General features: G+C 35.5%; 18 protein-coding genes. All 18 read right to left on the minus strand.

Features of this window, described 5'->3' with window-relative positions; all coding sequences use genetic code 4:
• Positions 1-211 precede the first annotated feature (211 nt).
• The 18 genes from EFREU_RS01885 to EFREU_RS01970 all read right to left on the minus strand — a co-directional run bounded on the left by EFREU_RS01885 (position 212) and on the right by EFREU_RS01970 (position 22,220).
• Positions 212-1,447 (minus strand): replication-associated recombination protein A, encoded by a 1,236-nt coding sequence (locus EFREU_RS01885; protein WP_232673605.1) that lies wholly within the window; start codon positions 1,445-1,447, stop codon positions 212-214.
• Positions 1,448-1,507: 60 nt separating this feature from the next.
• Positions 1,508-3,847, minus strand: coding sequence for an endopeptidase La (gene lon, locus EFREU_RS01890; RefSeq protein WP_100609343.1), 2,340 nt, complete (start codon positions 3,845-3,847; stop codon positions 1,508-1,510).
• A 199-nt stretch (positions 3,848-4,046) separates the two neighbouring features.
• A complete protein-coding gene (gene tig, locus EFREU_RS01895; RefSeq protein WP_100609344.1) occupies positions 4,047-5,330 on the minus strand; it encodes a trigger factor in 1,284 nt (427 codons plus the stop codon).
• 14 nt (positions 5,331-5,344) lie between these two features.
• Positions 5,345-5,647: an MMB_0454 family protein gene (locus tag EFREU_RS01900; RefSeq protein WP_100609345.1), complete on the minus strand. Its 303-nt coding sequence runs from the start codon at positions 5,645-5,647 to the stop codon at positions 5,345-5,347.
• Positions 5,648-5,745: 98 nt separating this feature from the next.
• Complete coding sequence (gene efp, locus EFREU_RS01905) at positions 5,746-6,303, minus strand: elongation factor P (protein ID WP_100609817.1); 558 nt, start codon at positions 6,301-6,303, stop codon at positions 5,746-5,748.
• Between the two features lie 121 nt (positions 6,304-6,424).
• Complete coding sequence (locus EFREU_RS01910; RefSeq protein WP_100609346.1) at positions 6,425-7,240, minus strand: ECF transporter S component family protein; 816 nt, start codon at positions 7,238-7,240, stop codon at positions 6,425-6,427.
• The gene (fmt, locus tag EFREU_RS01915) at positions 7,240-8,199 is read right to left on the minus strand and encodes a methionyl-tRNA formyltransferase (protein WP_100609347.1); all 960 of its coding nucleotides are present in this window, start codon (positions 8,197-8,199) and stop codon (positions 7,240-7,242) included. Before fmt ends, EFREU_RS01910 begins: the two co-directional genes overlap by 1 nt.
• Positions 8,189-10,309: a DUF2779 domain-containing protein gene (locus EFREU_RS01920; RefSeq protein ID WP_100609348.1), complete on the minus strand. Its 2,121-nt coding sequence runs from the start codon at positions 10,307-10,309 to the stop codon at positions 8,189-8,191. Before EFREU_RS01920 ends, fmt begins: the two co-directional genes overlap by 11 nt.
• Before the next feature lie 119 nt (positions 10,310-10,428).
• Positions 10,429-11,049: a hypothetical protein gene (locus tag EFREU_RS01925; protein ID WP_100609349.1), complete on the minus strand. Its 621-nt coding sequence runs from the start codon at positions 11,047-11,049 to the stop codon at positions 10,429-10,431.
• Positions 11,050-11,078: 29 nt separating this feature from the next.
• A complete protein-coding gene (gene mnmA / locus EFREU_RS01930) occupies positions 11,079-12,257 on the minus strand; it encodes a tRNA 2-thiouridine(34) synthase MnmA (RefSeq protein ID WP_269798735.1) in 1,179 nt (392 codons plus the stop codon).
• 86 nt (positions 12,258-12,343) lie between these two features.
• On the minus strand, positions 12,344-13,840 hold the full coding sequence (locus tag EFREU_RS01935) for an NCS2 family permease (protein WP_166666738.1): 1,497 nt from the start codon (positions 13,838-13,840) through the stop codon (positions 12,344-12,346).
• A gap of 62 nt (positions 13,841-13,902) precedes the next feature.
• Positions 13,903-15,036: a molecular chaperone DnaJ gene (gene dnaJ, locus EFREU_RS01940; protein WP_100609352.1), complete on the minus strand. Its 1,134-nt coding sequence runs from the start codon at positions 15,034-15,036 to the stop codon at positions 13,903-13,905.
• A gap of 71 nt (positions 15,037-15,107) precedes the next feature.
• A complete protein-coding gene (gene dnaK, locus EFREU_RS01945; protein ID WP_100609353.1) occupies positions 15,108-16,946 on the minus strand; it encodes a molecular chaperone DnaK in 1,839 nt (612 codons plus the stop codon).
• Between the two features lie 45 nt (positions 16,947-16,991).
• The gene (locus tag EFREU_RS01950; RefSeq protein ID WP_100609354.1) at positions 16,992-17,663 is read right to left on the minus strand and encodes a nucleotide exchange factor GrpE; all 672 of its coding nucleotides are present in this window, start codon (positions 17,661-17,663) and stop codon (positions 16,992-16,994) included.
• Entirely contained in the window at positions 17,653-18,693 is a 1,041-nt protein-coding gene (hrcA, locus tag EFREU_RS01955; RefSeq protein WP_100609355.1) for a heat-inducible transcriptional repressor HrcA, read from the minus strand. The genes EFREU_RS01950 and hrcA overlap by 11 nt, the downstream gene beginning before the upstream one ends.
• A 47-nt stretch (positions 18,694-18,740) precedes the next feature.
• Positions 18,741-20,885, minus strand: coding sequence for an ATP-dependent Clp protease ATP-binding subunit (locus EFREU_RS01960; protein WP_100609356.1), 2,145 nt, complete (start codon positions 20,883-20,885; stop codon positions 18,741-18,743).
• A 95-nt stretch (positions 20,886-20,980) separates the two neighbouring features.
• Entirely contained in the window at positions 20,981-21,967 is a 987-nt protein-coding gene (locus EFREU_RS01965; RefSeq protein ID WP_100609357.1) for a Yip1 family protein, read from the minus strand.
• Positions 21,951-22,220, minus strand: a complete 270-nt coding sequence (locus EFREU_RS01970; protein ID WP_100609358.1) for a TIGR04561 family membrane protein — start codon at positions 22,218-22,220, stop codon at positions 21,951-21,953. The genes EFREU_RS01965 and EFREU_RS01970 overlap by 17 nt, the downstream gene beginning before the upstream one ends.
• Positions 22,221-22,279: the final 59 nt, after the last annotated feature.

Here is a 22,279-nt window from a genome sequence, read left to right on the forward strand (position 1 = left end):
CCTCAATAACTAGTTTCTAGCACGATAAAAACAACGTAACAAATAAATGATAGCATAGAAGAAAACTAAAAAATAATGAATAATTTATGACAAAAAAGTTTTTAAATAGAAAAAAATTCTAATTTTTCATTTCGATTTTACTTTAAAGCAAAGAAAAAAGAAGCAAGAGACCGCTTCTTTTTTAAAAAATATAAATAGATAACAAAAAGGCTTATTTTTTCATTTTTTCATAAAGTTCAATAACTTTTTTCTCATAGGCTGATGATGTTTTCGGAAGGTAATATTGAATATCCTTGCGTTCAGGAGGTAAATAGTTTTGTTTAACTCAATCATTAGGAAAATCGTGCGGATAAAGATACCCTTGACCATGATTAAGTTTTTTTGCTGATTTATAATGAGTATCACGTAAGTGCTCTGGAATGGCGAAAACATGACCACTTTCGACATCAGCCATTGCTTTTTTGGTAGCAATATAAGCTGAATTGGATTTTTCACTTAAAGCCATTTCTACAATCGCCAAACCTAGAGGGATAATGCCTTCTGGCATTCCAATGTGGCGAAAGGCTTCACAAGCCGAATAGACTCTTGGTGGCACTTGCGGATTAGCTAAACCAATATCTTCGTAAGCCATTACGACCATGCGCCGCATTAAAGTTTCAAAATCGCCAATAGCAGCTAATCTTGCAAAATAATAAAGGCTGGCATCAACATCGCTTCCCCGAATTGACTTTTGCAAAGCTGACTTGAGGTCGGCCATATCATCACCATAATGAGCTCCTTTGACCTGGGCTAAAGGTAATACTTCAGTGACAAAATCCAAAGTAATTTTTTCTTTCGGATAAAGGTTTAAAAGGAGTTCTAAATTATTAAGGGCACTTCTTAAATCCCCAGCGGAAATCTGCGTTAAATAGTCTAAGGCTTCATCATCAATTTTGAGTTTAAACTCTGGTTTTTTTAATAATTTTTTAAAAAAACCAAACATTTCTTTATGGCTAATAGGCTCGACTTTCACAATGTGGGCACGAGAACGAATCGCTGGATTCATCACAAAAAATGGGTTTTCTGTGGTGGTAAAAAAGACAGTTAAATTTCCCTTTTCAAGATGCTCTAAGAGCAAATCTTGTTTATCTTTATTCATTCGGTGAATTTCATCAATAATCAAGACAAAGTGATCATGATTAAGACTTTCAGTCATGATTTTATTAAGTGTTTCTTTTTTATCCAAAGTTGCGTTAAATGAAGCATAAGGGAAACCAAGGTCTTTAGCCAAAGCCGTGGCAAAACTAGTTTTGCCAGTCCCTGGTGGTCCATAGAAAATTAAGGAAGTGGGGAATTTTTTTTCCACCATCCTTTTAATTAAACCTTGATCCCCTAAAACCCGTTGTTGTCCAATGATGTCCTTAGTGCTCTCCGGTCGGAGTAAAAAGGCTAATGGTTGTTTCGCCACTATCAATACCTCCATAAAAAAAATAACTAGTTTCCTAGTTATTTTATAGTTATTTTAATTTTAATTATTCTCATTGACTTTTAAACCAAAAACTTCTTCAAAAGTTTGGTCAAAACGTTCAATCCCCTTGATTTCTAAGATTTTTTTGACTTCTTCAGGAACATCATCTAAATCTTTCAAGTTTTTCTTTGGAATTAAAATAGTTTTCAAACCACTTCGGGCTGCTGAAATTGATTTTTCACGAAGTCCACCAATTGGTAGAACGAGACCACGAAGAGTGATTTCTCCAGTCATTCCAATATCTTTTGAAACTGGGCGACCAGATAAGGCACTAACAATCGCTGTGGTGATTGTTACTCCCGCACTTGGTCCATCTTTAGGCACCGCTCCTTCAGGAACATGGATATGAATATCATTAGTTTCAAAAGTTTCGCGCTTGATGCCAAATTTGTTATAGTTCGAACGGACGTAGTCATAGGCGATTGAAGCCGATTCCTTCATCACATCTCCTAACTTTCCAGTCAAGATTAGGTTTCCTTTACCAGGGAAGTAGTTAACTTCGATTGGTAGAATGTCACCACCAAATTGGGTATAAGCTAAACCAGTAACAACTCCAACTTGAGATTTTTCTTGTTTATCAGTATGTTCGAAAATTCGTTTTCCTAAATATTCATTAACGATTTCTGGAGTGACTGCCAAATGGTCAATTTCCTTATTAAGTAATTTAACGATAAATTTACGGGCAACCGATGATAGCAAACGTTCTAATTGACGAACTCCTGCTTCACGAGTATAGTATTTAATCAATTCATCGATAGCAGCATCGCTGAAATTTAATTCTTCAGCAGTTAAGGCATGTTCTTTTAAAACCTTCGGTACTAGGTATTCCTTCGCAATTGACATTTTTTCAATCTCTGTATAACTTGAAAGGTTAATGATTTCCATACGGTCATACAAAGCCTCAGGAATATTTTCTAAGTAGTTAGCCGTAGCAATAAACATTACGTCGCTTAAATCGTAAGCTTCCTCAATGTAGTGATCACTAAATTCTGAGTTTTGTTCAGGATCTAGAACCTCAAGCATTGCTGACGCCGGATCGGCACGTTGGTCAGAAGACATTTTGTCAATTTCATCCAATAAGAATAAAGGGTTCTTTACTTTGGCACGTTTCATGGTTTGAATAATACGGCCTGGCATTGCCCCAACATAGGTTTTTCGGTGACCACGAATTTCCGCTTCATCTTTTACACCACCTAGCGAAACTTTCACAAAGTTTCGGCCAACAGCTTCAGCAATTGAACGTGCTAATGAAGTCTTACCGACCCCTGGAGGGCCAACAAGTGTAATAATTTGTGCTTTAAGACTATTAGTTTTTTGCATTACGGCAAGGTATTCGACAATACGGTCTTTAACTTTTTTTAGACCATAGTGATGAACATCAAGCACTTCTTTGGCATGGACTAAATCTTTCAAGTCTTCTGTCGTTTCTCACCATGGAATTGACATCATTCAATCAATATAGTTACGTTCAACATTCGCTTCAGCACTAGCACCTTGCATTGAATCTAACTTATTAATTGAAGCTAAGATTTTTTCCTTAACATTTTTGGGGAAAGGTTCTTTTTCTAAACGTTCACGGTATTTTTGAATGGCATCAGAATCTGAGCCTTCACCTTCACCAAGTTCCTCTTTAATTGTGCGCATTTTTTCACGTAAATAATACTCACGTTGTTGTTGATCCATGCGGTCCTTGATTTTACGAGAAATTTCCGTTTCCACTTCGCGGTCTTGTTTTTGTTTGTCACCACGAATATAACCCCCAACAAGGATTTCTAAACGAGCCACAGGGTCTAAAGTAGCTAAGAGTTGGACTTTTTGGTCGAGTGTCAATTGAGGAAGTTCTAAAGTTAGAATATCAACCGTTGCTCCTAATTGACCTAAAGTTGGCGCTGCCAAGAATTGGTCAACACTTTCAGGAACATCGCGTAATTCAGTTTTTAAAGCTTTGATTAATTCCACCGCTTGTTCAAGGTTAGCTTCTGTGTGATCAGTTTCAAGAATATCTACTTTTGCCATTGGCAAATTAGTTTCATCCAAACGTACCACATCGGTTTTGGCACGACTAATTCCAGTTAATGAAACTGTCAATGTACCATCTTTTCAACGTTTTGTAATTTCAACAGTGGCGATTGTTCCATAAAGATAAACTTCATCGAGTTTTGGTTCTTCTTCAATCATTTTCTTTTGAGACAAAAGCAACACTTTACTATCATATTTTTTTAAGGCCGTTTCAATCACTTCTTTTGATTGATCACGACCGATTTCAATTGTCTCATGAAAGCCTGGGTAGACAATCACGCCTCGACTAATTAAAACCGGGAGAGTTAGTTCTTGATTCATTTGAGTCCTCCTCTAACAAAATGAGAATATCATATTTTTTAGCACTTGTCTATTGGAAGTGCTAAAAGTTTATGAGTTTAATTTTGATCGATATTTCGAAGTTAAAAACATGAAAAAATCGTTAGTTAAAATTAAAATAAAAGATTATTTTATCTTAATTACTTACGATTCTTTTAATCATATAAATTTTACCTAATTTTTAACGGCCGTTGTTGTTAAATAAGAAATTAGTTAACATCTCACTTTCAAGCTCTTGCTTTACTTGTTCAGGATTAATGGCTGCTTTTAAGTTTTCGACTTCTAAACCAAATTGTTTTGCCAAATCAGCATATTTTTGGTTGATGTCGGCTTCGGTAGGTACAAATTTTTCAGCCTTTTTGATTTCGTTAACTACAAGGAAAGTAGCTAGACGGCTTTTGGCATCAGCTTCAATTTCGCGGTCAATATCGGCATCAGTCATCTTGGTTAATTTTTTATAAGTTTTTAAGTCTAAACCTTGACGAGTGATTTCTTGCTCAAATTCCTTTTTCAAGTCTTTAATTTGTTGATTAACAGCACTGGCAGGGATTTGAATATCAGAGGTTTTCACAATTTCGTCAAGGACATGATTTACGAAACGGTTTTTTTCTTCACGGTTTTTTTGGTCTTTAATGTCATTAGTGATCTTGGTTTTTAATTCTTGAAGGTTTTTAACACCCTTAAGGTTTAAATCTTTGACCAACTCGTTATCAATTTCTGGGAGTTTACGTTCTTTGATTTCTTTGATATTTAAAGCAAATTCAGTTTCTTTTCCACCAAGTTCAGCTGAATAGTTTTCTGGGAAAGTGACCTTAATTTTGTGTTCACCATGGCTTAAACCAGTCATTGATTCTTCAAAACCAGGAATAAATTGTCCTGAACCAATTACTAATTTGTAATCTTTGGCTTCGCCACCTTGAAAAGGTTTACCATCAACAAAGCCTTTGAAATCGAAAATAACTTCGTCGCCTTTTTTAATAGTTTCCCCGTTTTCACGAGTTTTTTCCATGGCAAAACGGTCTTGATAACCTTTTAGAACTTGGTCAATTTCGTCATCAGTCACTTCAATAGGGGTTTTTTCTAAATTAGTTAACCCTTTATATTGGCCTAATTTAATTTCTGGTTGAATGTCAAAGATAAATTCAACCACCATTTCGTGATCATTAACTTTAGCCAATTTTGGTTCTGGTGTGGTTAAAGGACGTAGCTTTGGGTCTTGAGCTCAAGCAAATTCATGAGCAGGTTGGATCGCTAAACGGAAAGCTTCGTTATAAACTCGGTTGGGAGTTAGATATTTTTTGATTTCACTTTCTGGGGCTTTACCTTTACGGAAACCAGGGATTTCCAAATTAATTTTTAAACGGTTTTTTGCTCGTTTTAGAAAGTCTTGGTATTCTTCGCCGTCAAGAGTGATAATTCATTTTCCTTGACCTTCGTTTTTAATTTTTTCTTCTTTAAATTGCATTATGTTGTTTTCTCCTATTTCCGTTGGTAGGCAAGAGCAATGTTCTTTGGTTTAAAATCCAAAGTTTTCATTACAATTGCTTCAATTTGGTGAATCATTTGCTTTTCATCAAAAGCAAATGACTTGGTTTCTGGTTTTAAAATAAATTTCACTAAGATGTAAAAATAATGATCCATGTAAATTTCGCTAGTTACTTCGATATCCTTAATGTCAGAAGAACTATTATTATTTAAAATCATCATTTTTAAAAGCTTGTTGAACGCGCGATGTTTAATTTCTAAAGTTCCACGGGTGTTTTGTTCAATCAAAATATCCATTGCTTTTTCTCCTTGGCTTCTAGTTAGCCTTTTGTCAAAGTCATTACCTTATCACCACTTTTATTTTAAAAAGGCATCTATTTCTAATAAAAATTATTTTATTGAGCACGCCCAACATATTTACCATCGTTGGTATTAATAATGACTTTGGTCCCTTCATTTACAAATAAAGGCACTTGAATCTCATAGCCAGTTTCCAATTTGGCTTTTTTTTGTGCTCCGGAAGTGGTATCTCCCTTCACCGCTGCTTCGGCTTCGACAATTGTTAATTCCACTTTGTCGGGTAAAGTTACCCCTAAAATTTCACCGTCAAATTCAGTCATTTTTAACATTAATCCATCAGTTAAAAAATTCTTTTCTCAATCTAAGCTAGCCATGGGAATTTGAACTTGATCATAAGTTTCGGTGTCCATTAAATAGGCATTTTCACCATCATTGTAAAGATATTGCATATCCTTACGGTCAATCATGGCCTTCTCAACTTTATCACCACCGGTGAAAGTCATTTCTGTACGTGATCCGGTACGCATATTTCTAATTTTAACGGTTACCTTACCTTGCTGACGACCAGTTTTAGAAAATGACTGTTCAATCACTACGTATACATTTCCATCCATTAGAAATGTTGAGCCAGGTCTTAAATCATTTACTTGCATGCTCATACTAAACTCTCCTTTGATTTCTTCATTTAGCTATTTATTTTTTAAATCAATATTGATTATAACTAACTCTCTCGAAAAGCGAAATTACCCTTTTACTTTTAGGTGCCGAAAAAGTTTATTTTTTGCTTTTTTCATCGTCATTTGTTAAATCTTCCGGTTGGTCGCTTGGATGGAAAATTGTCGTATTAGTAATTTCCTCAAATTCTACTCTAGAATCTAAATCCTGACTGGCAATGTTACTTTCGGTGAGAGTAATTTCTTCATCAATAATTATTGTCGATTTTTGGTTTGTTTGAGAATCATGATGCTTATAACCTGTCCCTTCCCTTCAACGGCGGAATGGTCTTTTGTAATTACCTACCCTATCTTTGGCCGCAGTTGGGGTAGCAGACACTGGTTTTAAATAACTAAAATCAAATAAAACCCGCATTTTAGGACGGCGGAAAAGTGTTACTAGGAGCACACTCACCATTAACGAAATTCCATATTGGATAACATCAACAATAAATTCCTTCAACATATAAGCGGTAGCTTGCTCTTTACCTAAAGATAAGTTGATTCCATAATTATAAGGTAAGTAGAAAAAAAGCATTAACCCAGCAAAAGCCAAAGCTCCATAAACTGTTAAGGGTTTTTTAAATAATTTAATAACAGCAAACATTAAAACGCGCACCAAAATCGACATCGGAATATAAGCCATTCCTCCAGATGCCAAATCAAAAAAAGTTGGCCATAAAATACCATCAATTAACATCATTGGTCCGGGAATAACACAAATTAAGGCCATATAAAGTCCATCAGCAATTTGAAAAGAAGAGTCACCAATTTTAATAAAAATTGTTGGCAAAGCCATGATGAACAAAACGGCTAATAATACTGCAGTAGTTACTAAATAACGAGTGTTTCGAAAGTAGCTAAATGAACGCATCATTAGATAAATTTTCCTCCAATCTGGAAAGCATTTAAGCCAAAAATTCCGGCTGGTGTTGGGTTTTTGCCCGCTTTTTGAATAACTAAGATTTGTAATTGGCCATCTTGGGTGGCCACAGTAATACCCTTTTTATTGATTTCAAGAATAGTGCCTGGAATTACCGTTTTGATTTTGTTCTTGCAGTTTTCTAGAGCGGTTGTTTTTAAAATTTTATAACGTTGCTCTTTATAAGTGGTCCAAGCTCCCGGTTGAGGGCTAAGAGCCCGGATTTGGTTATGTAAATTGCGTGTTGTATTATTTCAATTTAAATGCTCTTGTTCAGATTTTAGAATAGGAGCAAAAGTGACTAGACTTTCAATTTGATCTAGTGGGTCAATTTTTCCCTCAAAAATCATTTTCAAATTTTCTTTTAACAAGACACTTCCTAAATCAGCCATCTCGCTAAATAATTCTTCACTATTGATGTCTGGTTTAATGGTTAGTTTAGCTTGAGCAAAATAAGGCCCTGCATCCATCCCTTTGACCATTCGCATTAATGACATCCCGGTCTCGGTATCACCATTCCAAATCGCCATTTGAATGGGTGCTCCTCCTCGATAGGCCGGTAGAAGACTACCGTGTAAGTTTAATGGTTCTATTTGAGGAATTTGCAAAACCTTAGGCGGTAAAAATTGACCAAAAGCACAGGTAATCAAAAAATCTGGTTTCAGAGCAGTTAACTCTGGAATAATTGTAGCGACTTTCGTTGGTTGTAAAACGGGTAAACCATATTTTAGAGCCATCTCTTTAACAGGCGAACTTGTTAATCTAAGTTTTCGGCCTTCCTTCTTGTCTGGTTGGGTAACGACTAGTTGCACTTCCACCTCTGGATTAGTCACCAAACTTTCTAAAATTGTAGCCCCTATTTTTGGAGTCCCAAAAAAAATGACTTTCATTTTTGACTTAACTTTATTTTGCATTTTGCTCCCATTCTTGATAAATTTCCTTAACACGTTGGAGAATAACGACCATCGCTAAAGTATCCCGATTACAATAAGCTAGCAAATCAGGATAAATTCCTTCCTCCCAAACTGCTTGCGGAATTAAACCATCGATAAACTCTCGAAACACTTGTGAAGCTTTATCACCTTTATTAATCGTCAAATCAGTATAAGAAAAATTAGGCTCCAAGGCAGGTTGCGTTTTTTTAATTGAGTAACTACCTTCAAAAAGTGGGTGATTAACCATAAATCAAGGATAAACACCTTTTTTACCTTTAAAAAAGGTCATCAAGTCGATGGTGTTTTGGACAATATAGAATAAAGGAATTTTGAGTTCCGGAAAAGCTCAAGCTGCATACTTAAGAACTGTTTTTTCAAAGGAGTCATTATAAGCAACATAAACTCCAGGCCCTTGACTAAAAATAGCTTTTAAAAATTCTCGTAAAAATTCAGGACGAGGATCAGCAATTTGGTTTGCAAGAAAATCATAATGTTTCATCGATTGTGGTTGGTTGTAATCATAATTATCGTCCATTAAAACATCAATCGAATATTGGAAGGGGATTTGTTGATAAGATTTAGAACGATGAAAGCGGGGAATAGCCCATTTAACTGTCTCAAAATCATACATATAGACGGGGTAGTGACTATATTGAACTAAATTTTGCTTCACATACCCTTGTTTACCATTAATTGCGTCAGTTATCCTGAATTTGTTAGTCTGATATTGATGAACTAGGTCAAGGTGTTCATGATGATAAGGAAGGAAAAAGTCGTCTCCTTTAAAAGTTAAGGAGGCTTCCAAACCCTTTAAAGATTTTATTTTTGTTAAATAAACTTGTTGTGTTTCTCAATAAACCTGCGCTTTCTTACTGTTAGCAAAATTACTTGACCCCGTTAATTGAAAAATATGCGGTTGTGACGTATCAAATCATGGCATTATGTGATAACAAAAAGTTTCTTTCGGAGCTCAAATTTTGGCACCTTTTTTTTGTTTTAAAGCAACGGGTCAACTGCAATTTGGTTGTTGAAAATAATAAGTCATAAGACTCAAAGGTTTATTTAGGTAAGTACTCAACTCATTAATTCAACTTTCCCATCGTCCTTGAGTTTCTAAATCACGATAAGCTTCCAATAAAGAATAGGGAGCAGTTTTGCTTCCTTGTTTTTTGAGTCAGGGGTCAAAGTCTAGGAAATAATCAAATTCATCTTCAATCATTTTAATTTCGCTATCTGGTTGCCAATTACTGTTTAAAACTTTTTCAAAAGCAGTTTTCGCTTCCGCAAAAGTGATTTGGGGAGTTTCTTCATAAAGAGTACTAGCCAAATCTTTTAGTGGCGAATCATCATAAGCAAAAGGCACTCCTAAAATGAAATTATCACGTAAGTGACCTAAATAAACTTCATCAACAATCAAACCATTTTTTTCCAGAATAAAGATTTGGTAAGCTAAATCAAAAAAGTGTTCCGGCTTGATTTTTGAAGTGGCCTTTATTTCAATAATTTCAACATGATTATTACCGTTCAAACGTAGAATGTCACAACGGGTTTTTAAATTATTATTATCATAGCCAAACGCTGGTTCAAAAAGATAGTGATATTGGCTTTGTTCATTGTTTAGTAAGTCGGTTGTCTGTTTTTGAACTGCAACAAAATCTAGGTTACCAGAAAAATCCGCTACCTTTAAATGGGGTGTTTTTTTAGCATTTTCCAGTGTTCAAAAAACCCGTGCTTTGTCTCCTACTTCATTACCATTTTCAATAGTTTCCCCTTGAAACTTTGTCAAGACAAAACCGTCCTCATCAGTTCAATTTTGGGAAAATTTTGTCAAACTTTCGTTATCTTGCTGATTATTATTATCTAATAATTGACAATAAACTTCATAAAGATCAATCGTAGAAGCATCGCTATGATAGTCATCTTCATTAGTAATTTTATCTTTACCTCAATAAATAAATTCTTTGGCATTTTGAGCATCAAGCATCTGCTTAAAATTCGCGAAACTATGTCATACCCAAGCTTTTTTTTCACACTCCACTAAAGCGGTTTTAAAATCTTCTTTTGATAAGGGCCCTTGGTAAATACTCATCTAAAATAATTCCTTTTCTACTTTCCTAATTGTAACAAAAACCGAAGCCTTCCATTAATTTGGTCTCGAACCAAAAGAAAACCTAACATTCAAAGTTAGGCTTCATTAATTTGGTAACGTTAATCGGTTTTTTTTCTAGTGGGAATAAATTTACCACTTACGTTTTGCGAGGGACGAACGATTGGAGTTGGCTCAGTCTTTTTCTTTTTGTGATCGATTTTGGCAGTTTTTAATTCTTCACGTTCTTTTGCTTTTAACTCTTTTTCACGAACCTTTTCTTCTTGACGAATAAGTTGTTTTTCGGATTTAGTTAACTTGATTTCTTTTTCAGCAATAGCAATTCTTCGTTTCGTTTCTTCTAATTCAAGAGCACCGTTAACTACTCAATCAGTTTTATAATTTTTTTTGTCAATTTTTGTCGTTAGACCTTCAATTTCATAAGCACGAACTTCTAAGACTTTATTAGTTTTTGGTTCGATTAGCTCAACGATTACATCAAACACATCACGATATTTATATTCCGCTCCTTTACGAGCATAAACTTTTTCAAATTCGATGCGTAAGTTACGACGTTTTTCCACTGTGGCAATATAATCTTTGATTTGGTTTCGAACTTCTTGATAACGCTTGGCTTTTTCTTTCTTAGACGCCTTGCGACCTGTAATGGTGGTCACAATTACAAAAATAATTACAACCACAAGGACAACTAACAAGACAATTGTCATTGATGGGTTTCCCATAAATATTAAACTCCCTTATTTTTCTTTAATTATAAATTATTTTTAGGGGAAGCAAAAACTTTTGTGATTGTCCCACCGCCAAGGCAAACGCCATCATGATAGAAAACTGCTGCTTGACCCTCAGTGATGGCCTTTAAAGGTTGGCTAAAAGTGACTTTTCATTCGGCGTTTTTGCCATTAGTCACGTCATTGCCATTATTTGATAACTTTTGCACTCGTACCTTACTTAAAGGTTGGCGGTAACGGAAACGGGCTTCCGCTTCGAAATAATTCGGGTTGGCAAAATAATAACTAAGATTACTAATTCAATTAACTTCGTTCATGATTAGACCAGAAGATAACAAATGGCTCTCATCACTCGCTTTCGCAACATAAAGAGTTTTTTTATCGATATCTTTTTTTGCGACATAATGCGGTTCCAATTGCCCCCCAAGGTTTAAACCTTTCCGTTGACCAATAGTATAATACATCACGCCAACATGTGTCCCTAAGACTTCACCAGTTTCAATATCCACAATTTTGCCCGGTTGGTGGGGTAAGTAATTTTGTAAAAAATCTTTAAAATTTCTTTCACCAATAAAACAAATACCAGTTGAATCCTTCTTTTCGGCAGTCGCTAAATGATTAAGTTTCGCTAATTGGCGAATTTCTGGTTTTGTCAGCTTGGCCAAAGGAAAAAGTGTCTTAGCTAATTGGTCAGAGGTTAATTGGCTAAGAAAATAGGTTTGATCTTTATTTTTATCACTAGCCTCTAATAACTCATAACTTTTAGTTTTGGTATTAAAGCGAACACCAGCATAATGACCCATTGCAATTTTGTCAGCCTTCAATTGATTTAAAGCATAATGAAGAAATTTATCAAATTTAATATATTTATTACATAAAATATCAGGATTTGGAGTTCGACCTAATTGATGTTCTTTAATGAAATAGCTAAAAACGTCATCCCAATAATCTTGGACAAAATCAACTCGATGAAGTTTAATTCCTAATTTATCCGCTACTGCTTGGGCATCAAGAAAATCTTGTTCTTGCGGACAAATAGAATCATTCAACGTCTTATTTCCAAGAAAATCATTGTTAGCCGTTGCATCTCAGTTACGCATGAATAGGCCTTCAACTTCATAACCTTGTTCAAGTAAAAGCAAGGCGACCACTGACGAGTCAACACCACCACTTAAACCAACCACCACTTTTTCTTTTTTCATGATTTCCATTCCTTCAAGATAAACTTTAAAACTATTTAAGAGACAAAAAAAATTGCCTTTTCAAGCAATTTTATTTTACCATTTTTTTAGACTTGGACGAAGGCGAGCGCCACGAAATAAATAATCATTAAAAGACTTAGAGGTCACATTAAGAGACTCATCTGTTTAACTTTTTTAGTCACTAACATCACAAAAGTATATGTGATAATCCCAAAAGCTACACCATTAATTAATGTATAGGTCGTCATGGCCATAATGATCGTCATTACTACAGCAAAGGCAAATTCCGGTTTTTTTCATTCAATTTGAGTAATAACCCCACTAATTAATAACCCAATGTAAACACAGGCCGCTCCAGTGATGAAAGTCGGAATCATTTTAAAAATTGGGTAAAGCGGAATCGCTACCAAAAACATTAATGAAGCTACAATTGCTGCAAATCCAGTGCGGGCACCTTGTTGAATTCCTGTCGAAGATTCAATCGTACCACCAATTGTTGAAGTCCCGATGCAACCATTTAAAATTCCACAAGTGGCATCAATGGTTAATTCTTTTTTGATTAATTGTTGAGGATTCGGGCGATCTAATTGATGAGTTAAAGTTCCCATGGCCGAAACGCCATCAAAGAAGGCCATTAAAGTGACGAGTAAAATAGAAATATAGAAAACTGGACTTAGCCAAATCTTCGAATCGCCGAAGGCTCGTCACCCTGTTTTAATGTTTCAAGTTCATCCACTTCAATCATATTCTCAAGTAAAGCCATCGCGGAAGTTAGCTCCGGCAAAAGAACCTCCTTGACCCACTCATTGTGAATCGCGGGGAACCACATTTGCAATAATTAACACTAAAGCAAACCCAACAAGAAGAGAAATGGCAATTCCTCCAGGAACTTTTTTAAAATGAAATAAAAGCATTAAGCCTAAAGTTCCTAAACCTAATAAAACCATTGGGTAAGTGTCTTTTAATTTACTTAACGAGGCAATCGGCAAACCATTAGTTAAACTAAATAGACCGATTTGTTGAAGACCAACATAAGCAATAAAGAAACCGATTGATAAAGTGAACCCTAAAGTCAAGGAACGAGGCAACGCTTTTAAGACTGTTTCCTTAATCGGAGTCACAGTCACGATAGTAAACAAAATGTTGGCAAAAATAATTGCTAACATTGCCCCTTCAAAACCAATCCCTTGTTGGGCAATGGAATATGTGAATAATGTGTTCATCCCCATAGTGGGTGTCAAAACAATAGGTACATTCGCTACCAATCCCATGATAAAAGTAGTAAAAAACGCTGTAATTGCAGTAGATAGAAAAATTCCAAAATAATTCATATTGCCTTGGGAACCGTCAATCGATGGAGCCCCTTGCAAGATTGCAGGGTTGACTGAAAGTATATAAACCAAAGCAAGGAACGTGGTGAGACCACCAATAATTTCTTTTTTGAGAGTCGTACCAAAAGTATCAAATTTAAAGTAACCGCCAAGAGTTTTTGGCCCTTTAATAGGTTTAAAATTACTTTTTGTTTTGAGTTGATGATTCTTCTTTATAGCTTGTTTTTTGTTACTTTTTGATGTATTTGCCATGCCGCCTTTCTTTTGTTCAACTAGTCCCAACATTTGCCCTTTATGATAGTTAAAACGTGGGTTTAGTCAAGTTTATTAACAATTTTAAAAGTTGTATCTTGAGCAATTTCTTCCAAAATTTTGCGAGTTTTTCGATCAACCAGATTAGGAACCACAATATTAATTAAAAGTTTTAAATCTCCGCGGTGATGCGAATTGATGTTCTTATAAAGACCACGATCACGGATAGTTATATATTCACCCGAATTAGTTCCTTGCGGAACTTTAATCCGAAGTGGTCCATCATAAGTTTCCACAATAATATCATGACCGAGAATAGCATCAAGATAACTAAGATTATATTTCATAATCAAATCATTGCCAGAAATTTTAAAAATTAATGATTCCTTAACATGGATATTTAAATAAATATTTCCTTTCGGTCCACCATATGGTGAATCGTGACCAGCACCAGAAATCATCAATTGTTGACCGGGTCTTAACCCTTTCGGAATGTCTAAAGTAACATCACGACGAGTCACGTAATAACTATCACCATGACAACTATGACATTTATTGGTAAATATTTTTCCAGTGCCATGACATTCTGGACATGTTTGTTGGCTTTGGAAAGCAAATGGTCCTAATTGTTGGTCCATCACCACTTGACCAGCCCCATGACATTCGGGACAAATCATGACATCTTTAGGATTTTCTGCTCCTTGGCCATGACAAGTTTGACATTTCGTTAATAAATCAAGACTAACTTGCTTCGTAGTTCCAAAAATTAGTTCTTTTCAAGTTAATTCGATATCCAAAACTAAATCTTCACCTGGAATGGGCCTTTGGTTCTGAAAACCACTACGATTAGATGGCCCTTCACCGAACATTTCTCCAAAAATATCAGAGAAGGAAGAGCTACGTCCACCCATTCCTGACATATTTTTAAATAAATCTTCAAAGTTACCAAACCCTCCAAAGCCAGCTTGTCCTTCAACTCCAGCATGACCGAATCTGTCATAACGATCACGTTTTTTAGAATCAAGCAGGACTTCTGAAGCTTCATTGATTTCTTTGAATTTTTCCTCTGCATCAGGACTTTTGTTGACGTCAGGGTGGTATTTTTTGGCTAAAGCACGGTAAGCTTTTTTAATTTCTTGTTCCGTTGCAGTTTTTGGCACACCAAGAACTTCATAATAATCTCTTTTCGCTGCCATAACTTCCTTTCTCGTAAATAAAACTAACCTTATAAGTTAGTTTTATTTGTTTTTAATTTTTAAATAAGTAATTATTTGTCTTTGTGATGATCATCATCGTTATTATTTTTATCTTCTTTGTCAGTTAATTCAGGTTCTTCGGGATGCACTTCTGGTTGAGGAGTACCGGTAGCTTCTGATTGTTGCTTAGCAAATTCAGCTGCCATTGCCATTGCTTGCTCTAATTCACCCATACGTTTTTCAAGGCCTTCTCAATCTTCTTTAGCCATTAACTCACGCATTTCAGTCATAATTTTTTCTGCTTGGGCTTTTTGTTCAGCTTGAACTTTGTCGCCCGCTTCTTTTAAACTTGATTCTAAAACGTTGATATAAGTTTCAGCCTTATTCTTCAATTCAACATGGCGGCGTTTTTGTTCATCAGCTTCAGCATTTTCTTTTGCTTCTTGAACCATTTTTTGGATTTCATCATCGCTTAATGAACCAGAGTTTGAGATAGTAATTGTTTTTTCATCGTTAGTTTGTTTGTCTTTGGCAGTAACACTAACAATTCCATTAGCATCAATTTTGAAAATAACTTCGATTTGAGGCACTCCTTTTGGTGCTGGTTTAATACCAGTTAATTGGAATTGCCCTAGTGATTTATTATCTGCCGCCATTGGACGTTCACCTTGAAGGACATTAATATCCACAGCAGGTTGGTTATCAACAGCAGTTGAGAAAATTTGTGATTTTTCAGTTGGGATAGTGGTGTTTCGCTCAATCAGTTTGGTTGAGATTCCTCCCATAGTTTCAATTCCTAATGATAACGGAGTGACATCCAATAAAAGGACATCAGTAACATCACCTGCTAAGACCCCTCCTTGGATAGCTGCTCCCATCGCCACTACTTCATCAGGGTTAATTGAACGGTTTGGTTCTTTACCAAGAAGACTTTTAACTAATTTTTGAACAGCCGGAATTCGGGTTGATCCTCCGACAAGTAGAACTTCATCAATATCACTTGGTTTAACTTTTGCCGAACGTAAGGCATCTTGAACGGGTTTTTCGGTACGGTCAATTAAATCTTTAGTTAATTTATCAAATTCGCTACGGGTTAAAGTAGTTGAAAAGGAAATTGGACCTTCTTCATTCATAGCGATAAATGGTAAGTTAATTTCAGTTTCTAATTGTGACGAAAGGTTAATTTTTGCTTTTTCAGCTTCTTCTTTTAAACGTTGAAGTGCCATTTTATCAGAGCTTAAATCAACATTTTTTTCTTTTTTGATTTGCGATACTAATCAATCCATAATTTTGTGGTCAAAGTCATCACCACCAAGGTGATTATCACCACTAGTTGAAAGCACTTCAAAAGTTCCATCAGCAAGGTCTAAGATTGAAACATCAAAAGTTCCTCCCCCTAGGTCATAAACAAGGACTTTTTGTTCTTTATCCTTTTTATCAAGACCGTAAGCTAAAGCGGCAGCAGTTGGTTCATTAATAATTCGTTCAACAGTTAAACCAGCAATAGTTCCAGCATCTTTAGTTGCCTTTCGTTGGGCATCATTGAAGTAAGCAGGAACGGTGATAACTGCCTTAGTGACTTTTTCTCCTAATTTATCTTCGGCATATTTTTTCATATATCGCAAGATATCAGCTGAAATTTGTTCAGGGGTGTAATCTTTACCATTAACATGAACTTTTTCATGAGTACCGATTTTACGTTTAATTGAACTAACGACATCAGGGTTCGTAACCGCTTGACGTTTTGCTGCTCCCCCCACAATAATGTCATTATTTTTAAAAGCTACGACTGATGGGGTTGTGCGTTGACCTTCGGGGTTTTCTAAAACGATTGGTTGACCTCCTTCAAGGGCAGACACTACAGAGTTAGTAGTTCCTAAATCAATTCCGATTATTTTTTCTTTTGCCATTTTCTCTCTCCTATTTAGGTTTTAGTTTATTTAATTTAAATATGTTTATTTAGCGACCTTTACGCTCGTATGTTTAATCACACGGTCATGTAACTTGTAGCCATGACTATTAATGACTGCAATTTTACCACTTGGGACATTTTCAGTTTCAATTACTTCGGTGGCCTCATGTAGATGGGGATTAAAATCATCCCCAACCTTTACTTCAATTTGGTGAATACCATTGTTAGCTAAGACCTGGTCAAGTTGCTTCGCAATCATATCAAAGCCCATTAAATAGTTTTTTACTTCTTCATTTTTCACAGGCATTGTTAAAATCTTTTTGAATAAGTCTAAGGCTGGAATAATATCTTGGGCTAATTTAACCCCGCCATATTTCCGAGTTTGAACTTCTTCCTCACCATGACGACGAGCCATGGTTTGAATTTTGGCAATATTTTCTAAATTTTCTTCTTGCAATTGGCGAACAGTATTTGTTAAGTTTTTTAGTTCTGTTTCCACTACGTTTTGGTAATTGACAAAATTATTAGTTGGACAACTTGTTGAATTGTCTAGTGATTCTTCAGTTGGTGAAGTATTAGTGATTGGTTCTGGTTTGTAATCACCAAGAATGGCTAAGGCTTCCTTCAAAGCTTTTTTATGAGCATCATGTTTATCTAGTTTTGCATTGTCTTTATTTAAGTTATTTTCATCATTATTATTGTGGTTATTTTTCATGCTTGCCTCCTAATTTTAAGCCGACTAAATCAATTAATCACTCGACCAATTGGGTAGCCTGGTCATAATCCATTCGTTTCGGCCCCACCAAAGTAATCGCTGCCTTTTTTCCGTTAGAGGTAGCAAACTCGGTGCCAACCATCCCAATATCAGCAAAATCACCATCGTTTTCTTCGCCAATTTTGGTAGCAATTTTATTTTTTTGTTTATTGGAAGAGTAACGAATATCATACCAATCAAACGGTGACATATTTTCCATTAGTTGAATAACAGCCTTGAGTTTTTCTGTATTACTAAATTCTGGTTTTTCCAACATATATTTAATGCCATAAGTTTCTTTAGTTTCGTTATCATTTTCTAGGATGGTGTTCACAAAACTTTGGAGAATATATTCATAATTGCGGACGGCGATTTGTAACTCAGGTTGAATGACGGTTACCGCTTGCTTCACGTAAGATAATTTTTGGTCAAGCAAGTTATCGGAAAAAAGTTTGATAGCAATAGCCAAATCATTAAGCGAAGCATTTTCTAGATTAAAAACCTTTTTATGAATATTACCATTGGAAAGGATGAAAATTACTGACGCTGTCGTTTGGGTTAACGGAATAAGATCAATTTTCTTCAACACATTTTCTTCCACCAAATCCTTCATGGAAACGATAGCTGTTAATTCGGTCATTTCGCTAATAATATTAGTTGCTTGATCAATAATTTTTTCAATATTATGAGTTCGAAAATCCATCAGGTTTTCGAGTTGTTTTTTTAAATCGGCATTGTTAACAGTTTTATTTTTCATTAAATAGTCAACATAGTAACGGTAACCTTTGGTAGAAGGTACCCGGCCTGAAGAAGTATGTTGTTTTTCTAAAAACCCGTATTCTTCTAAAGCAGATGCTTCATTTCTTACGGTGGCACTTGAAATTGGCATTTCAATTAGTTCCAAGATTCGTTTTGAACCGACTGGTTGAACCGTTTTGATAAATTCTTTAACAATGGCTTTTAAAATTTTTTCCTGGCGTTGTGAAAGCATCGTACCACCTACTTCATTCTACAATTAGCACTATTCATTATCAAGTGCTAATTTAAGGATTTTACTCGTTTTAATTGATATTCACCTTTATCGTCTAAATCAATGAGATATTTTGTTTCATCTTTTAGTTTGCCGCTAACGATTTCTTTGGCTAATAATGTTTCGACATTTTTTTCGATATAACGTTTAATTGGTCGGGCGCCAAATTGGCGATCATAGCCATTTTTCAAAATGTCATCCTTTACTTTTTGACTAAAAGTTAAGTAGTAAGTGTTGTCTCTTTCTAAACGTTCCGCTAATTCTGTCAAAAGTTTTTCAATAATCTCACGCACCACTTCTTTAGAAAGTGGGTTAAAGGTCACGATACTATCAATTCGGTTCAAGAATTCCGGGCGGAAATGTTTATTTAATTCTGCTTTGACTAAGTCTTGATTAATGTCTTCTTGTTTTTCAGCGTTGAGCATATATTCACTACCCAGATTTGACGTCATGATAATAATAGTATTTTTAAAATCAATTGTTTTCCCAAGTGAATCAGTAATGCGACCTTCATCTAGAACTTGCAAGAGAATATTAAAGACATCAGGGTTCGCTTTTTCAACTTCATCAAAAAGGACGATTGAATAAGGATTGCGACGCACTGCTTCTGTTAATCGACCACCCTCACTATAGCCAACATAACCTGGAGGCGCTCCAATTAGTTTCGATACTGAATGTTTTTCCATATATTCCGACATGTCAAACCGAATCATTTTTTTAGCAGAATTAAACATGACTTCAGCTAATGATCGAGCGACTTCAGTTTTACCAACTCCAGTTGGGCCTAAGAAAAGGAAACTTCCAATTGGTTTATCAGGGTCTTTAATACCAGCACGACTTCGTAAAATAGCATCACTAACTGCTTCGATAGCTTCACGTTGACCCTTAACATTTTCTTCAAGAGTTTTTGGTAAAGTGATTAGTTTTGCTCGTTCACTTTCAACAAGTTTATCCATTGGAATATTAGTTCAACGGGCCACAATATCGGCAATTTCTTTTTCGGTGACATTTTCCGTTAAAATCGAATCTCTTGAGGCTAATTCTGCTTCGGTTAATTGTTTTTCCAAAGCGGGTAAAAGTGAATACTGAATTTCTCCGGCACGTTTATAATTACCTTCTGTTTGAGTAATTTCCAACTCTGTTCTTAGTTGCTCGATGGTGTTTTTCAAACCATTCATCTTATCAATTTTTGCTTTTTCGGTTTGTCATTTTTTTGTTAGCTCATCTTGTTTAGTTTTCAAATTAGCTAACTCGGTTTCAACTTCACCTAAACGGTCACGTGATTTCGTATCTTTTTCTTTAGATAAGGCCGCACGTTCAATTTCTAGTTGCATGACCTTACGATTCGTTTGGTCTAACTCAGCCGGTACTGAGGCTAATTCAGTTTTGATAGTTGCACTAGCTTCATCCACCAAATCGATTGCTTTATCAGGCAAAAACCGATCAGTAATATAGCGGTTTGATAAGTCAGCTGCAGCGACAATGGCGTTATCATGAATTTTTACTCCATGATAGGCCTCAAAACGCTCCTTCAAACCTCGTAAAATGGAAATCGTTTCTTCAACAGTCGGTTCCTTGACCAAGACTTTTTGAAAACGACGTTCTAAGGCAGCATCTTTTTCGATATATTCACGATATTCGTTTAAAGTTGTTGCTCCAATAGCCTTTAAGCCACCACGAGCCAAAGCTGGTTTCAATAAGTTTGAGACATCCATCCCACCACCATTACCAGTTTTTCCCGCACCAACAATCAAGTGAAGTTCATCGATAAACAGAACAATCTCTCCATTCGCTTTACCAATTTCATTAACAATTGCCTTTACGCGGGCTTCATAATCACCAAGATATGAAGCACCGGCCATCAGGCTCCCCATATCTAATTCTAAAATACGTTTATTTTTAAGCACCGAAGGAACGTCACCCTTCACAATTCGTTGAGCTAAGCCTTCAACAATGGCGGTTTTTCCGACACCTGGTTCCCCAATCAAAACAGGATTATTTTTTGTTTTCCGACTTAAAATCCGGATAACACGAAGAACTTCATCTTCACGTCCAATCACAGGGTCAATTTTTCCTTCACGAGCATCCTTGGTAAGATCACGTGTATATTTTGCCAAAGCATCATTAACTTGCCCTTTTTCTTGAAAGTCCATTTCCTTTTGCCTCCTTACTTTTTATATTATATCAATCTTATTAGCAACTGCTACTGGAGAGTGCTAAAAAATAAAAATCACCGGCGTGGTGATTTTTAAACAAATGGAATAATTTTTTTACCTTTATTTTTACGTACAATCATTCATGGAATAATTACCGCAAAGAGCACAACTGAAAGCGCCGAGAAAAAGATGATTAGGCACCGACGGTTAGCTCGTTTTTTAATTGTCAACTCAACATCGGGGGGAACTAATTCGTAACCATAATAAGCACAAATCCGTCCTTTCCGAGCGCGTGTTTTGAATAATGAAACAATCTGGATAACTAACATTAAAACTAAAATAGTCAACATGATAATAATCTCAGTGTTCATCGGAAGTTTATTTTTGCTTAACGTCCTAATAAGATAAAAAACACCAATCGCAATCCCTCCCCAAAAATAGAGGTTAAAAGCAATTCAATTAAGATAAATTGGGCGACTTAATAAGGCCTTATAGTTACGCAAAATAAAGTATGGCACCCGTTCATAGCCCATGAGGATATCACCTTTATAATTTTTAACATCAATTTTTAAATGGGTGAGATCAATGACGCCTCACAAAAAGAAAAGTAAACCAAAAACCGCTAAGACAATCATTGGTGCTGGATGCGGAATAAATTGCTTTGGAATTTTTCAACGCATATCGTTTTCAATTGGCACCAAATAATAAAATAATAAAAAGAATAAGCTAGTTGCCATAAAAATTGATCCCAGAGCAATTAAACCAGTTGTTCGTCACTTCTCACCACGAATTTCTTTGGAAATTTCGCGGGGCACTTCAACGGCCCTTAAATCAGTTTTAGAAAAATTGGGTTTTAATTTTCGAGGTTGGTTTTGGTTAGGACTTTGCTGCGGTAAAGGCAGAGGTTGTTGGTATTGGTGATGAGGATAGGGCGCCGCTTGTTGTTGAAATTCGGAATTGTAAAATTGTTGGTTGGGAGTTCAAGGAATATTACTATTATTGGTTTCCCTGTTTTCTAAACTTTCATCAGGAGATGGAGATGAAGGAAAATTAGAATCTGGTTTAAACACGTTTGCCATCCCCTTCCTTACGATTTTTTAAAATTGAGAGAATTTCGTTATCGACATCATTTTGCGCTTTTTCTCGATCCCGTTTTTTAATTCAATCTGCATCATTTATCTTTTGTGCTTTTTTTGTAGAACGAAAAAGTAAATTTAGTAAATAAATAATAAAACTAATTACTCCAACTCCGACAAAAATGTACAAAATTATACTTAAATCAATTTTTAAACCAAAGGCAATTAAATCTGCAAAGATAAACATCTTTCTCATCGCCTTTCTGTTTCACTTATTTAAATATATTTTACCGATTTTTCTAAGGTTCCTCTCTA

The organism is Entomoplasma freundtii (assembly GCF_002804205.1).
Taxonomy (GTDB): domain Bacteria; phylum Bacillota_I; class Bacilli_A; order Mycoplasmatales; family Mycoplasmataceae; genus Williamsoniiplasma; species Williamsoniiplasma freundtii.